Genomic DNA, 14,577 nt, shown 5'->3' with positions numbered 1-14,577 from the left:
CGCGTGCCCGGCCGCCGGTACCGTTATCCCTTTTTCAGCGCGGCAATCCAGCGGTCGAGCCAGCCATGTACCTCGGGCGGGCCGGGCAGCCGGAAGTCGGCATCGCTGTCGCGGTCGCCGACCAGCACCGACCAGCCGCCTCTTTCGCGGGCGACGCGGAAGCCGTCCTCGTCGGTCACATCGTCGCCGATGAAAATCGGTGTGCGGTCGCGGAAGGTCTCCAGGGCGAGAAACCTGGCGACCACCGCCCCCTTGTCCAGTCCGCTGCCTCTGATTTCGAAGACGAACTTGCCGCAGTTGAGCTCCAGTGCTTCCCGAAAGGGCGCGATAAGCTCACGCAACTGCTGTTCCAGCGGCTCGGCCGCCTGCGGGCAGTGGCGGTAATGGATGGCGATACTGGCGCCCTTGTCCTCGACGACCAGGCCATCATGCGCGTCGAGGCGCTCATCAAGGCGCTGGCGCACCGCTTCCAGCGCCTGCTGATGGCGGTCGCTCAACTGTCGCTCGCCACCGCTTTCACGCCACTCCGCGCCGTGCTGGCCGCCCAACGCCAGCCATGGCAGACCGAGGTGGCGGTCGAGGTCATCGATGGCACGGCCGCTGACCACTGCCAGGGCACCGTCGAGCTGCTCATCGAGTTGCTTTAGACGCCGGCGCAGCGCGTCGTCGACCTCGATGGCGTCGTGGTGATCGACCAGCGCCACGAGGGTGCCGTCGAGATCGAGAAACAGCGCCCATTGGCGCTGCGGATCGGGCAGTGGCGGTGCGCCGTCGATGTTATCAGCCGGTCGGTTCATAATCCCTCCGCGAGGATGGCATTTATCGCGTCAACGTCTGCTCGATCCAGTCCACCACGGCGTTGCCGTCAACGCCCATGCAGACCTTCACCAGCGGGTTCTGCGACCAGCGGTCGCTGACGTAGGGCTGGCCGGCTGGGGCGAAGACCGTCTGACCCTCACCGATACCTTCGATAATGACATTCTGATGCCCTTCTACCGTGGTAAACAGCTCCGGGTGCTTGAGATAGGCGACCGCGCAGCTGTCGTGGGGGCAACCACCGTCGAGGCCGACGTTGTGGCGATAAAAGTCAGCGTAAAAATCGTAGCTGGCGGAGAGTATCCGGCCGAACTCGCCGCCTATTGCCCTGGCGATGCGCGCCATGCGCTCGGGAGTGATGACGGTCTCCAGGGTGACGTCCAGCCCCACCATGGTCAGCGGCCAGCCGGCGTTGAGCACCTTGCGGGCGGCATGGGGGTCGTTGAAGAGGTTGGCTCCGGCCACCGGGGTAGCGTTGCCGCCGCGGGCTACAGAGCCGCCCATGATGATGACCTGTTTGACCCGGTTGACGATATCGGGGTCAAGCGCCAGAGCCATCGCCAGATTCCCCAGTGGACCGACGGCCACCAGGCTGATCTCGCCCGGTCTTTCGCGCGTTTTGTCGATGAGAAACTGCGCCGCGTTGCGCGCGTCCGGTTGACCTGAAGGAGTGGGCAGCGGCTGATTGCCGAGACCGTCGTCGCCGTGTATGAAGGCGGGCACCGGGTAGGGCGTTTTGCACAGTGGATGATCGACCCCCTGCGCCACCGGAATCTGCGGTTGCCCGCCCAGCTCGGCGAGCAGCAGGGCATTGCGAGTGGCGGTAGCGACGCGCACGTTACCGAAGGTGGTGGTCATGCCCACCACCTCGATGTCGGGGTCGGCCATGATCAGGGCGATGGCCTGGGCGTCATCCACGCCGGGGTCGGTATCAAGGATGATGGGCTGCGTTGTCATTGGCACGGCTCCCTGTGATGCTTCAGTTAAACCTGGCCGTTCGGCGGCTGCGTTGCCTGACAGTCTGCCACAGCGTGCGGCAATACGTCCGACTGACGCTTCCAGGGAAGGATTCATGGAAAGCTGCTCTCGGCACCAGGGCCCGGTTCTGTAACGTCCTCCCGATCAGTTTATCCGGCATGGCCGTCATGGCCCTCCACCCCGGCCCGCCTTGCGCCGCCGCATCAGGATACATATCCCGCCTATCCGAGCGTGCCGTCAGGCGGTGCCGGAAAGCGAAAGGAAGATGCCCGCGAGGGTAGCCGACATCAGGTTGGAGAGTGTGCCGGCGAGGACCGCCTTCAGTCCGTAGCGCGCAATCTCCGGACGTCGCTCGGGGACAAGCGTGCCCAGACCGCCGAGCAGAATGGCGATCGACGCCAGATTGGCGAAGCCGCACAGCGCAAAGGATAGAATCGCGGCAGTATGGCGCGACATTTGCTGGCCGGTCTCGGCGACGATCGCCTCGCCGCTGATGTAGGGGGCAAGGTTGATGTAAGCGACGAATTCATTGACGACCAGCTTCTGGCCGATGAACGAGCCCGCCAACGTCGCTTCGTGCCAGGGAATGCCGAGCAGAAATGCCAGCGGCGCGAAAAACCAGCCCAGAATCAGCGACAGGCTCAGGGCGTCCATCCCGAACCAACCGCCGATGCCACCCAACATACCGTCGATCATCGCGATCAGCCCGATAAAGGCGAGCAGCATGGCGCCGACGTTGGCCGCCAGCATGAGCCCGGAAGTAGCGCCGCTGGCGGCGGCGTCGAGTACGTTGGTGGGTCTGTTCTCGGCTTCGATGAGTGCTCTGGCGTTATCAGTGCCAGCGGCGCGTGGCTGCGTCTCCGGCACCAATATCTTGGCGAACAGGAGTCCGCCGGGCGCTGCCATAAAGGACGCCGCGATCAGGTACTCCATGGGAATGCCGAGCTCGGCATAGCCCGCCAGCATCGAGCCTGCTACCGAGGCGAGTCCGCCGCACATTACCGCGAAGAGTTCCGAACGGGTCATGCTGTTGAGAAAGGGGCGTACCACCAGGGGTGCTTCGGTATGGCCGACGAAGATGTTGGCAGCAGCCGAGAGCGACTCGGTGCGCGAGGTGTGCAGTAACCTCTGCAAGGCTCCGCCAAGCAGGCGCAATACCCACGGCATAATGCCAAGGTGGTAGAGCACGGCGGTTAATGACGAGAAAAATATGATGATCGGCAACACCTTGAACGCGACCACGAAACCGACCTCGCTGGGGTCGGCGAGGTCGCCGAACAGAAATGAAATACCGTCGTTGGCATAATCGATGACCTGATTGACGGTGCCGGAAATGGCGCCCAGCACACTCTGACCGATCGGCACGTAAAGTACGAAGGCGCCGATGCCGGCCTGTATGGCGAAAGCGCTGATGACGGTGCGTAACCGTATCGAGCGGCGGTCGCTGGAGAACACCAGCGCGATCAGCAGCAGTACGACGACGCCGATCAGTCCCATGAAGGGTGTCATATTATTGTCCTTGTGACAGCGCCAATGAAGTTCCATCGGCGCGGTGACGGAGTGGGCGATGATGGAAGCGCCGATTTCCGCTCCTGGCGCTGATTTATCCTTTTCGCCTGCGGGTCGCGTCCGATTGGGGCGCGAGCCGCTCCTGCCCGGAAGTTGTCATGATCAGCCTGCCAGCGTCTGCTCGATCCAGTCCACCACGGCGTTGCCGTCAACGCCCATACAGACCTTCACCAGCGGGTTCTGCGACCAGCGGTCGCTGACGTAGGGCTGGCCGGCTGGGGCGAAGATCGTCTGACCCTCACCGATACCCTCGGTAATCACATCGAGATGGCCTTCCACCGTGGTGAAGAGTTCCGGGTGCTTGAGAAAAGCGACCGCGCAGCTGTCGTGGGGGCAGCAGCCGTCGAGGCCGACATTGTTGCGATAGAAATCGGCATAGAAGTCGTAGCTTTTCGACAGTACCCGGCCAAGGTCCTCATTCTGCGCGGCGGCGATACGCGCCATGCGCTCCGGGGTGATGACGGTCTCCAGGGTGACGTCCAGCCCCACCATGGTCAGCGGCCAGCCGGCGGTGAGTACCTTGCGGGCGGCATGGGGGTCGTTGAAGATGTTGGCCTCGGCGACCGGGGTCACGTTGCCGCCTCGGCCCGCCGAGCCGCCCATGATGATGACCTGTTTGACCCGGTTGACGATATCGGGGTCAAGCGCCAGCGCCATCGCCAGATTCCCCAGTGGACCGACGGCCACCAGGCTGATCTCGCCCGGTCTCTCGAGCGTTTTGTCGATGAGAAACTGCGCCGCGTTGCGCGCGTCCGGCTGACCTGAAGGGGTGGGCAGCGGCTGATTGCCGAGACCGTCGTCGCCGTGAATGAAGGTTGGCACCGGGTAGGGTGTCTTGCTCAGTGGATAGTCGGCCCCTTGTGCCACCGGAATCTGCGGCTGCCCACCCAGCTCGGCGAGCAGCAGGGCGTTGTGAGTGGCGGTGGCGACACGTACGTTGCCGAAAGTGGTCGTCATACCGACGACTTCGATGTCAGGGTCGGCCATGATCAGGGCGATGGCCTGGGCGTCATCCACGCCGGGGTCGGTATCAAAGATGATGGGCTGCGTCGTCATTTGCCCCTGCTCCCTCGGTTTTCGATCTGGGTGGCCTGTGTCCGGCGCAGCCGCCTGGCGGCTGCGCTCTACTGGAACAGTCTGCCACAAGGACGGAAAACGCGCCTGCCGGAGAGCCGAATCGGCATGGTGTATTGAAAGCACATCAATTTATACCGTTATCTTGGCTGTTTACAGTAAATCAGGGAGCGGGTTAATCGTTGTGGGAGACGTTGATAACCGGTGGCGGCGTTTTTCGGAGTGGAGCTGCTGCTCAGTCGTCTCCCTGCAGAAAGCGGCGAATATTATCGGCGGTCAGCTCGACCACCTTCTGTCGCGCTTCGGGGCTGGCCCAGGCGCTATGCGGGGTGACGATCAGGTTGTGGTCACCGGCAGCGACGGCGTCGATCAGCACATGGCCGTCGCGAGGAGGCTCGGTGGGCAGCACATCGACGCCAAGCCCGCCCAGATGCCCCTGGCGTAGCGCGTCAAGGACGGCCTGTTCGTCGATCAGCGCGCCGCGGCCGCAGTTGATCAGCAGGGCGTCTGATTTCATCAGCGCCAGCCGCTCGGCGTCGAGCAGATGTCGGCTCTGCTCGGTCAGCGGGCAGTGCAGCGAGACCACATCGGCCTGCGGCAGCAGCTCGGCCAGTGCCGGGCGTTCGTCCTGCGCCTCGCTGCCGGGGCGGGCGCTGAAGTCGACCCGCATACCGAAAGCGCGTGCCAGTTCGGCCACTGCCCGGCCCAGTTCGCCGCTGCCGACGATCACCATGCGCTTGCCGGCGAGCTGCATGACTGGATGATCGAGCAGGCAGAAAAAGGGCGAGTGCTCCCAGCGGTGGTCGGCAATGTCGCGCTGATAGAGCGGCAGGCGAGTCGCCAGCGCCAGCACCATCATCATGGTATGCTGCGCCACGCTGGCGGTGCCGTAGGCGGTTACGTTGGCAATCTGCACGTCGCGGCGGCGAGCGGCGTCGTGGTCGATATTGTTGGTGCCGGTTGCGGTTACCGCAATCAGCGCCGGCGAGGCGAGGGCGACCATGGCGTCGTCGTCGATCACCACCTTGTTGGTGATCACGATCCGCGCGCCCCGCACGCGCTCGACCACCTCTTCGGGGCGGGTCAGCGGCCACACTTCGAACTCGTCGACAAGCGCCTGCAGCGGCTGCAGATCGATATCGCTGCCGAGGGTGTCGCTGTCGAGCATCACGGCTTTCATGACGGGGGCTCCCTGTGCGGCGAGGTGGCGTGGCGGCTTGCCCATGCCCGCGGCTGCCGCGCTATAATAAAAAATTGACGTCAGCTGGCATCCTCTTCATGGCGGTCGCCGGCGTCAAGGGAAGCGCTGAATAAATCGTCGAGCGAGATGAAGGGCAAGGCGCACGGAACGCAAAAGGCGAGACATAACATGGGGTTAGGTGAGCCTTCGGGTACCGCGCAACGCAGCGATTCGCTCGCGCAGGCATTTATGCAGCGTTTCCCAGGCAGTATTGGCCGGCAGTAATAAGGTCACCGGCGGCTGGTCGGTGGCAATGGCCAAGTGGCGCGGGCGCGCTCTGCGATGCCCGCAGGACTTCGTGTACGAGTGTAAAACCGCCATGCCGATTTATGAGTATGAGTGCCGTCAGTGCGGCCAGCGACTGGAAAAATTGCAGAAAATCAGCGCCGAACCTCTCGTCGAGTGTCCGGCCTGCCATCAGCCCGCGCTCGAGCGTCTGATTTCGGCGGCGGGCTTTCGCCTCTCCGGCGGTGGCTGGTACGAAACAGATTTCAAGGCCGGTAATCGACGCAATCTGGCCGGCGACAGCGGCAGCGGTGGCAGCACAGAGTCTTCAGCTGCCGGCAGTACCCATGGCGGTTCCGGTGCCGGCGGTAAAGGCAGCAAGGCGACCTCCGGCGGCGAAAGCTGAGTTTATTCGCAGCTGCCTGCCAACACTGCCGTAGCCCGTTCGGGCTGCGGCATCGAGTTTTCAACGAGCGCCTGTTTTTCAACATGCGCATCAGCATTACAGCACAGGATCAGAAATGCGCAGTCACTATTGCGGCCAGATGAACGAAGGCCTTGTCGATCAGGATGTCACCCTCTGCGGCTGGGTTCATCGCCGCCGCGATCACGGTGGGGTCATCTTTCTCGACATGCGCGATCGCGACGGCCTGGCTCAGGTGGTAGTGGATCCGGACACTCCGGACGCCTTTGCCAGCGCCGACCGGGTCAGAAGCGAGTATGTACTGCGCATTAAAGGGCGTGTCCGTATGCGTCCGGAGGGCACCCGCAATCCCAACCTGCCCACCGGCATGATCGAGGTGCTGGCCAGAGAGGTCGAGGTGCTCAATAGCGCCGAGACGCCTCCCTTTCAGCTCGACGAGCACGGCAAGGTGGGCGAGGACGTGCGTCTGCGTCACCGCTACGTTGACCTGCGTCGCCCGGAGATGATCGAGCGGCTGCGGCTGCGCTCACGGATCACCCACAGCGTGCGCGCCTATCTCGAAGAGCAGGGCTTTCTGGATATCGAGACGCCGATTCTGACCCGCGCTACCCCCGAGGGCGCCCGCGACTATCTGGTGCCCAGCCGCACCCACGCCGGTGAGTTTTTCGCTCTGCCGCAGTCGCCGCAGCTCTTCAAACAGCTGCTGATGGTGGCGGGCTTCGACCGCTACTACCAGATCGCCAAGTGTTTCCGCGACGAGGACCTGCGCGCTGATCGTCAGCCGGAGTTCACCCAGATCGACCTGGAGGCCTCCTTCGTCGAAGAGCAGGACATCATGGCGATCACCGAGGAGATGATTCGCCATCTCTTTAATGAAGTGCTGAGCGTCGATCTGCCCGAGTTCCCGCGCATGACGTGGCACGACGCGATGCGCCGCTACGGTTCCGACAAGCCGGACCTGCGTAATCCGCTGGAGCTGGTCGATGTCGACGACCTGATGAAGGATGTCGACTTCAAGGTCTTCTCCGGTCCGGCCAATGCCGAGGACGGCCGCGTGGCGGTGTTGCGCGTGCCCGGCGGGGCGAAACTGACCCGCAAGGAGATCGACGACTACACCGGTTTCGTGGGCATCTATGGCGCCCGCGGGCTGGCGTGGATCAAGGTCAACGAGCGTGCGAAAGGCCTCGAGGGGCTGCAGTCGCCGATCGTCAAGTTCATGGAGGGGGTCGTCGAGACCCTGCTTGACCGCGTTGGCGCCGAGGATGGCGACATCCTTTTCTTTGGTGCCGACCGGGCGAAGGTGGTCAACGAGGCAATGGGCGCGCTGCGCGTGCGTCTTGGCGCCGATCTCGAGCTCTACACCCGCGAATGGGCGCCGCTGTGGGTGGTCGATTTCCCCATGTTCGAGCGTGACGACAGCGGCCGACTGGCGGCGCTGCATCACCCCTTCACTGCGCCGGTGGACGCCGACAGTCTGCTCGCGCATCCCGAGCAGGCGCTGTCGCGCGCCTATGACATGGTACTTAACGGCACCGAGCTGGGCGGGGGATCGATCCGTATTCACGACCAGCAGGTGCAGCGCCAGGTGTTCGAGGCGCTGGGTATTGGCGAGGCGGAAGCGCGCGAGAAGTTCGGCTTCCTGCTCGATGGCCTTGCCCATGGCGCGCCGCCCCACGGCGGTCTTGCCTTTGGTCTCGACCGGCTGGTGATGCTGATGACCGGCGGGCGCACCATCCGTGATGTGATCGCCTTTCCCAAGACCCAGAGCGCTGCCTGCCTGATGACCGAGGCGCCCGGCCCGGTCAGCGGCGAGCAGCTCAAGGAGCTGCATATTCGCCTGCGTCAGAAGGCGGCCGAGAGCACCGCGAGCAGTTGAGGCGATGAGACTGCTCGGCATCGACCCCGGCTCGCGGCGCACCGGCTTCGGTGTGATCGATATCGACGACGGCCGACCGCACTACGTCGCCAGCGGCTGTGTGCGCATCAATGCCGACGACCTCGGGCAGAAGCTGGCGCAGGTCTATGCCGGGATCGCCGAGGTGATCGCCGTGCACAGGCCGCTTGAGGTGGCCATCGAGCAGGTCTTTCTGGCCCGCAACGCTGATTCGGCGCTCAAGCTGGGCCAGGCGCGCGGTACCGCCATCGTCTGCGCGGCCAACCACGGTCTGGCAGTGCACGAGTATGCTGCCCGTCGCGTCAAGCAGATCGTTGCGGGCCACGGCAATGCCGACAAGGGGCAGATTCAGCTGATGGTGCAGTCAACGCTGGGGCTTTCCGATCTGCCCCAGGAGGACGCCGCCGATGCGCTGGCTATCGCCCTGACGCACTTTTTCTCTTCACGCGGTACACCCATGCCGAGTGCCAGCGGCACACGCGGTCGGCGCAGCAGTAGCTGGCGCGCCTTCCGTCCGCCGGGCACGGTGTAGAGACAACTCCACGAGGCAGAGGCGGGCAGTAGAACGCATGATAGGTCGTCTTCAGGGTCAATTACTGGAAAAACAGCCGCCGCTGGTGGTGATCGATGTGCAGGGCGTGGGCTATGAGCTCGAAGCCTCGATGAACACACTGATGGCGCTACCGGCGGCGGGCGAGACGGTACGGCTCTACACCCATCTCAGCGTGCGCGAGGATGCCCATCTGCTCTACGGTTTTATCGATGAACCCGAGCGGCGTCTTTTCCGCGAGCTGATTCGCATTTCCGGGGTGGGGCCGCGCATGGCGCTGGCGATTCTCTCCGGCATGGAGCGCCGCCAACTGATGCAGAGCATTGCCGACGGCGACAGCAAGACGCTGACTCGTCTTCCCGGCGTGGGCAAAAAGACGGCGGACCGGCTGATCGTCGAGATGCGTGATCGCTTCAGGCAATGGCCGGAGTTTCGTCAGCTCGACAGCGACAGCGCGACCCTGCCAATGGGCGACGCACAGGGCGCGGCGTCTTCAGGGGATGACCCTCGCGCCGATGCCGAAGCGGCGCTGATCGCGCTGGGCTACAAGCCGGCCGAAGCGACTCGTATGCTCTCCAAACTGGAGCCGTCGCTCTCCACCGAGGCGCTGATCAAGGCGGCGCTCGCTGATCGCCTGAGTGGCGGTTGAGCAGGGCGCCGTTGCTTCGGCCGTGAACCCATGGATGGCAGGACGCCAATATGATTGAAAACGCCCGTCATGATTGAAAACGACCGCCTGGTGGCCGGCGCTTCCCACGGCGAGGAAGAGCGCATCGATCACGCCATTCGCCCGCGGGCGCTGGGCGACTATATCGGTCAGCCGCAGGTGCGCGAGCAGCTCGATATCTTCATTACCGCGGCGCGTCAGCGCAGCGACAGTCTCGACCACACGCTGATCTTCGGTCCCCCCGGACTGGGCAAGACCACGCTGGCCCATATCATCGCCGCCGAGATGGGGGTCGATATCAAATCGACTTCCGGCCCGGTGCTGGAAAAGGCCGGCGACCTGGCCGCCATGCTGACCAATCTACAGCCCGGCGACGTCCTGTTTATCGACGAAATTCATCGTCTCTCCTCGGCGGTAGAAGAAGTCCTCTACCCGGCGATGGAGGATTACCAGCTCGATATCATGATCGGCGAAGGGCCTGCCGCGCGCTCGATCAAGCTCGACCTGCCGCGCTTTACACTGGTCGGCGCCACCACGCGCGCCGGGCTGCTGACCGCGCCGCTGCGCGACCGCTTCGGCATCGTTCAGCGCCTTGAGTTCTACGCTATCGATGAGCTGACCCATATCGTCAATCGCAGCGCCGCTCTGATGGGCTTCGACAGCGACCATGAAGGCGCCGTTGAGGTGGCGCGACGCGCCCGCGGCACGCCACGTATTGCCAATCGTCTGCTGCGCCGGGTACGTGATTTCGCCCAGGTGAAGGGCGATGGACGCCTGACCGCCGAGATCGCCGATCGCGCGCTCAATATGCTGCATGTCGATCGCCACGGCCTTGATCACATGGACCGGCGTCTGCTGCTGACCATGATCGAGAAGTTCGACGGCGGTCCGGTGGGCGTCGAGAGCCTGGCGGCGGCGATCAGCGAGGAGCGCGACACCATCGAGGATGTGCTGGAGCCCTACCTGATTCAGCAGGGTTTCATGCTGCGCACCGCCCGCGGTCGTATGGTAACCCGACTTGCCTGGCAGCATTTTGGCCTTTCCCCCGGTGACGATGTGCCCGACGCACCCAACGATGAGGGAGAGACGCTGCCATGACCTCTTCGGCCAGCAGGCTCGATCAGCGTGTCTATATCGAGGATACCGATGCCGGCGGTATCGTCTACCATGCTCGCTATCTTCATTATATGGAGCGAGGTCGCACCGAGTGGCTGCGCGAGCGCGGCTTCGATCAGCAACGTCTGTTCGAGCGCAATATTGCGCTGGTGGTGAGAACGCTGTCGTGTCGCTATCGCAAGCCGGCTCGGCTGGACGATCTGCTGACGGTCGTGACCTGCGCCAATGCGCCCAAACGCTATACCGTGACCTTCGAACAGCAGGTGCTTTACGAGAATAAACTACTTCTGAGCGGTGCTGTCGATATTGCCTGTATCGACGCAACAGGCTACAAACCTGCGCAGTGGCCCGAGGAACTGCTTGCGGCCATGATCAATGACTCTCGGGATGCACAATGAGGTTGTCGTGAACGAATCGATGTCGGTGTTTTCGCTGTTTTTACACTCCGGACTGGTCGTACAGCTGATCATGCTGCTGCTGCTGGCCGCTTCGGTGCTCTCCTGGGTACTGATCTTTCAGCGTAGTTTCGCGCTGCGCCGCGACGCCCGCGAGCTGGACGCCTTCGAGGAGGAGTTCTGGTCGGGAATCGATCTCAATGAGCTCTATCGTGAGGTGCCTGCCGACAATCCGCAGGGAGGCGCGCATCTGTTTCGCGCCGGTTTTCGAGAGTTCAATCGGCTGCTGCCGAAGGCGCGCACTCACAATGCGGTACTCGAGGGTGTCGAACGCGCCATGCGGGTCGCGATGTCCCGTGAGGAGGAGCGCATGAGTACGCATCTCTCCGTTCTGGCGATCATCAGCTCGTCGGCGGTCTATATCGGCCTTTTCGGTACGGTGTGGGGCATTCTGGGCACCTTTCAGGCGCTGGGCGGCGCGCAGCAGGTATCGCTGGGCACCATCGCGCCGGCTATCGCCGAGGCACTGGTGGCCACTGCCATGGGTCTGTTTGCCGCTATACCGGCCAACATCGCCTACAACCGCCTGACCAGCCGCGTTGATCATCTGATGGTGCGACTGGAGAATTTCGCCGAGGAGTTCCACGGCTTTCTGCACCGTAATCTGCAAAACCGCGGCAGCGGCGATCAGAGCTGAAAAGGGGAGTTCGTCATGCAGGGGTCCTATCGTCGCAAGAGGCGCAGAAAACTCTCCAGTGACATGAACGTGGTGCCTTTCATCGACGTCATGCTGGTGCTGCTGGTGATTTTTATTATCGCCGCTCCGACCATTAACCAGGGCGTCGATGTCGACCTGCCGCAGGTCAGTTCCGAGCCGGTGCAGAGCGATAATGAGCCGCTGGTGGTAACGGTTGATCGCGATGGCAATTACTACATCAGCCTTGGCGAACAGCAGCAGACCAGTTCACTGGACGAGATCACTCGCCAGGTCACTGCGGTTCTCAACCGTAACCCCGCAACGCCGGTGATGGTGCGCGGTGATCGCAACGTGACCTACGGCCAGGTCGTAAGCCTGATGGGGTCGCTGCAAAGCGCTGGCGTTCCCAATGTCGGGCTGATCTCCGATCCGCCCGCCGATGGCGACGGGCAGGGGTAACGCATGGCCGGACCCTATCGCCGTACGGGCTATACGCTGCCCATACTGCTTGCAGTGGGGCTGCACCTCGCCATCCTGATTGCCGGTGTGGTGCGCTGGCCCCAGGGGGAGGTGACCGACACTTCCAATGCCGTGGTGCAGGCCGAGCTGATCTCGCTAGAGACCGCTACCGATCAGGCCCAGCAGGCTCGGGAGTCTCGTCCCCAGGCGCAGCAGGGGCCTGAAAGAGAGCAGCCGGAACCTGCGCCTGCTCCCGAGCCTCCCGACAATGTCGCACAGGAGCAGGCCGAAGCCGAGGCGCAGCAGCAGGCCCGGGCCCGTGAAGAAGCCGCGCGTCAGGCGCAGGAAGCCGCCGAGCGCCGTGCCGAAGAAGCGCGTCAGTTGGCCGAGCAGCAGCAAGAAGCCGCCCGCCAGCGTCAAATAGAGGAGGCGCAGCGCCAGGCGGAAGCAGAAGCGCAGCGCCAGGCGGAAGCAGAAGCCCAGCGCAAGGCCGAGGCGGAAGCGCAGCGCCAGGCGGAAGCAGAAGCCCAGCGCAAGGCGGAGGCGGAAGCGCAGCGCCAGGCGGAAGCAGAAGCCCAGCGCCAGGCTGAGGCGGAAGCGCAGCGCAAGGCCGAGGCGGAAGCCAAGCGCAAGGCCGAGGCAGAAGCCAAGCGCAAGGCCGAGGCGGAAGCCAAACGCAAGGCCGAGGCGGAAGCCCAGCGCAAGGCCGCTCAAGCGGCCGCTGCGGCCAGCCGCGATGCGCTGGGCGATGAAATCACCAACGAGGCCGAGTCGATTGCCAATGCCCGCCAGGCCGAGCAGGCTGCCAACGGCTTCATGAACCTGGTGCGACGCGCTGTCGAGCAGAACTGGACGCGTCCGCCCAATGCCGGTCAGGGGCTGGTCACCACCGTCAGAGTGCAGCTACTGCCTACCGGCGAGTTGGTTAATGCCACGGTTACCGGCTCCAGCGGCGATACGGCTTTCGATCGCTCTGCGATACAGGCGGTCGAGCGTGCCGCGCCCTTCACTGAAATGAGTGAGTTGCCGGCTGCGGCGCGTCAGCAGTTCCGCAGCTTTAATCTACGCTTTAACCCGGAAGACGTACGCTGAGGCTTCATGGGTAAGCTTTTATGGATAAGTGCTCTGCCGGATGCAGGGGGTTATTGATGACGCGAGGATGTGTGCTGATGAAACGATGGATGGCACTGACCGGTTTCATGTTGCTGATGATGACCAGCCTGATGGCGCGGGCTTCCGGCGACCTGACCATTGAAATTACCCGCAGCAATGACGACGCCATACCCATTGCAGTGGTCCCCATGCGTGGTGAGGGGGTTAGCCCCTCGACCGATATTTCCGAGGTGGTCGCGCGCGACCTGGAGCGCAGCGGCATGTTTGCGCCGCTGTCGCGTGGTGATCTGATCTCGCTGCCCGCCAGCGGCGACGATATCGTTTACGCCGATTGGCGTCGGGTGCGTGCCAACTATCTGGTGGTAGGGCGCGTAGAGGCTTCCGGCAATGGCTACCGTATCAGCTACGAGCTGTACGATATTGCCGGTCAACGCCGTTTGCTGGGCGAGATCGTCACTTCCAGCGATGAGCAACTGCGCTCACGAGCGCACTATATCGCTGACCGGATATTCGAGGAGATTACCGGTATCCGCGGTGCTTTCCAGACGCGCATTGCCTATGTGACCGCCAACGGTATTGATCCCAACATTCGCTATGCGCTCTACATTGCCGATCAGGATGGTCACAACACCCGCCAGATTCTGACCTCGGATCAGCCCATCCTGTCCCCGGCATGGTCGCCGGATGGCCAGAAACTGGCTTACGTCTCCTTCGAGTCCGGGCGGCCTGCCATCTACGTTCAGCAGCTCTCCAGTGGTCGGCGGGTGCAGCTCACCTCCTTCCAGGGGATCAACGGCGCGCCGGCCTGGTCGCCGGACGGACGGAAAATGGCAATGTCGCTGTCGAAGGACGGTAATCCCGAAATCTACGTCATGGATGTGGCTACGCGCTCGCTCACGCGCCTGACCAACTCGAGTGCGATCGATACCGAGCCGGACTGGAGCCCGGATGGCAGCACGATCCTGTTCACCTCCGATCGCAGCGGCCAGCCCCAGCTCTACACCATGAATGCCTCGGGCGGTAACGTCAGCCGGCTTACCTTTACCGGCAACTACAATGCCGGCGGTCATTATGGTCCTGACGGCAAAATGGTCTTTCTTGTCACCCGTACTGATCGTGGTTATCAGGTCGCCAAACAGAATCTCGACAGCGGCCGCCTGACAGTGCTGACCGAAACGTCACAGGATGAAGCCCCGGCAGTTGCGCCCAACGGCACAATGGTGATATATGCCACTCAGCAGGGAGCGCGTGGTGTGCTCGGTGCTGTTTCGGCTGATGGCAGGGCTTCTTTTGTGTTGCCCTCGCCGGACGGCCAGGTGCGCGAACCCTCCTGGTCGCCGTTTCTGAATTAAATGACTAG

Annotated in this window: 15 protein-coding genes; 10 read left to right on the top strand and 5 right to left on the bottom strand. The window is 63.3% G+C overall.

Annotated features, from left to right (window positions below):
• Positions 1 to 23 precede the first annotated feature (23 nt).
• From otsB to H146_RS0102640, 5 genes are all read right to left on the bottom strand, one after another.
• Complete coding sequence (gene otsB, locus H146_RS0102660; protein WP_019950299.1) at positions 24 to 797, bottom strand: trehalose-phosphatase; 774 nt, start codon at positions 795 to 797, stop codon at positions 24 to 26.
• Positions 798 to 819: 22 nt separating this feature from the next.
• Complete coding sequence (locus H146_RS0102655) at positions 820 to 1,773, bottom strand: nucleoside hydrolase (protein ID WP_019950298.1); 954 nt, start codon at positions 1,771 to 1,773, stop codon at positions 820 to 822.
• Positions 1,774 to 2,031: 258 nt separating this feature from the next.
• Positions 2,032 to 3,303: a NupC/NupG family nucleoside CNT transporter gene (locus H146_RS0102650; RefSeq protein WP_019950297.1), complete on the bottom strand. Its 1,272-nt coding sequence runs from the start codon at positions 3,301 to 3,303 to the stop codon at positions 2,032 to 2,034.
• Positions 3,304 to 3,465: 162 nt separating this feature from the next.
• Complete coding sequence (locus H146_RS0102645) at positions 3,466 to 4,419, bottom strand: nucleoside hydrolase (protein WP_019950296.1); 954 nt, start codon at positions 4,417 to 4,419, stop codon at positions 3,466 to 3,468.
• A 253-nt stretch (positions 4,420 to 4,672) separates the two neighbouring features.
• Positions 4,673 to 5,617 carry a D-2-hydroxyacid dehydrogenase gene (locus H146_RS0102640; protein WP_019950295.1) on the bottom strand — a complete coding sequence of 315 codons (945 nt, stop codon included), beginning with the start codon at positions 5,615 to 5,617 and terminating at the stop codon, positions 4,673 to 4,675.
• Between the two features lie 379 nt (positions 5,618 to 5,996).
• On the opposite strand from H146_RS0102640, the gene H146_RS0102635 reads away from it, so the two are divergent.
• From H146_RS0102635 to tolB, 10 genes are all read left to right on the top strand, one after another.
• On the top strand, positions 5,997 to 6,308 hold the full coding sequence (locus tag H146_RS0102635; RefSeq protein WP_026351705.1) for an FmdB family zinc ribbon protein: 312 nt from the start codon (positions 5,997 to 5,999) through the stop codon (positions 6,306 to 6,308).
• A gap of 115 nt (positions 6,309 to 6,423) precedes the next feature.
• Entirely contained in the window at positions 6,424 to 8,202 is a 1,779-nt protein-coding gene (gene aspS, locus H146_RS0102630; RefSeq protein WP_019950293.1) for an aspartate--tRNA ligase, read from the top strand.
• 4 nt (positions 8,203 to 8,206) lie between these two features.
• On the top strand, positions 8,207 to 8,752 hold the full coding sequence (gene ruvC / locus H146_RS0102625) for a crossover junction endodeoxyribonuclease RuvC (protein ID WP_019950292.1): 546 nt from the start codon (positions 8,207 to 8,209) through the stop codon (positions 8,750 to 8,752).
• Positions 8,753 to 8,789: 37 nt separating this feature from the next.
• Positions 8,790 to 9,419, top strand: coding sequence for a Holliday junction branch migration protein RuvA (ruvA, locus tag H146_RS0102620; RefSeq protein WP_019950291.1), 630 nt, complete (start codon positions 8,790 to 8,792; stop codon positions 9,417 to 9,419).
• Between the two features lie 69 nt (positions 9,420 to 9,488).
• Positions 9,489 to 10,535: a Holliday junction branch migration DNA helicase RuvB gene (gene ruvB, locus H146_RS0102615; RefSeq protein ID WP_019950290.1), complete on the top strand. Its 1,047-nt coding sequence runs from the start codon at positions 9,489 to 9,491 to the stop codon at positions 10,533 to 10,535.
• Positions 10,532 to 10,951, top strand: coding sequence for a tol-pal system-associated acyl-CoA thioesterase (gene ybgC / locus H146_RS0102610; protein WP_019950289.1), 420 nt, complete (start codon positions 10,532 to 10,534; stop codon positions 10,949 to 10,951). The genes ruvB and ybgC overlap by 4 nt, the downstream gene beginning before the upstream one ends.
• Complete coding sequence (tolQ, locus tag H146_RS0102605; protein ID WP_019950288.1) at positions 10,941 to 11,645, top strand: protein TolQ; 705 nt, start codon at positions 10,941 to 10,943, stop codon at positions 11,643 to 11,645. The genes ybgC and tolQ overlap by 11 nt, the downstream gene beginning before the upstream one ends.
• Before the next feature lie 15 nt (positions 11,646 to 11,660).
• Positions 11,661 to 12,104 carry a protein TolR gene (tolR, locus tag H146_RS0102600; RefSeq protein WP_026351703.1) on the top strand — a complete coding sequence of 148 codons (444 nt, stop codon included), beginning with the start codon at positions 11,661 to 11,663 and terminating at the stop codon, positions 12,102 to 12,104.
• 3 nt (positions 12,105 to 12,107) lie between these two features.
• Positions 12,108 to 13,196, top strand: coding sequence for a cell envelope integrity protein TolA (gene tolA, locus H146_RS0102595; RefSeq protein ID WP_019950286.1), 1,089 nt, complete (start codon positions 12,108 to 12,110; stop codon positions 13,194 to 13,196).
• 77 nt (positions 13,197 to 13,273) lie between these two features.
• Positions 13,274 to 14,569, top strand: a complete 1,296-nt coding sequence (tolB, locus tag H146_RS0102590) for a Tol-Pal system beta propeller repeat protein TolB (protein ID WP_026351702.1) — start codon at positions 13,274 to 13,276, stop codon at positions 14,567 to 14,569.
• Positions 14,570 to 14,577: the final 8 nt, after the last annotated feature.

It is taken from the genome of Kushneria aurantia DSM 21353 (assembly GCF_000382245.1).
In the GTDB taxonomy this organism is placed as follows: Bacteria; Pseudomonadota; Gammaproteobacteria; order Pseudomonadales; family Halomonadaceae; genus Kushneria; species Kushneria aurantia.
This window is presented reverse-complemented; position numbering and strand designations above follow the sequence as displayed.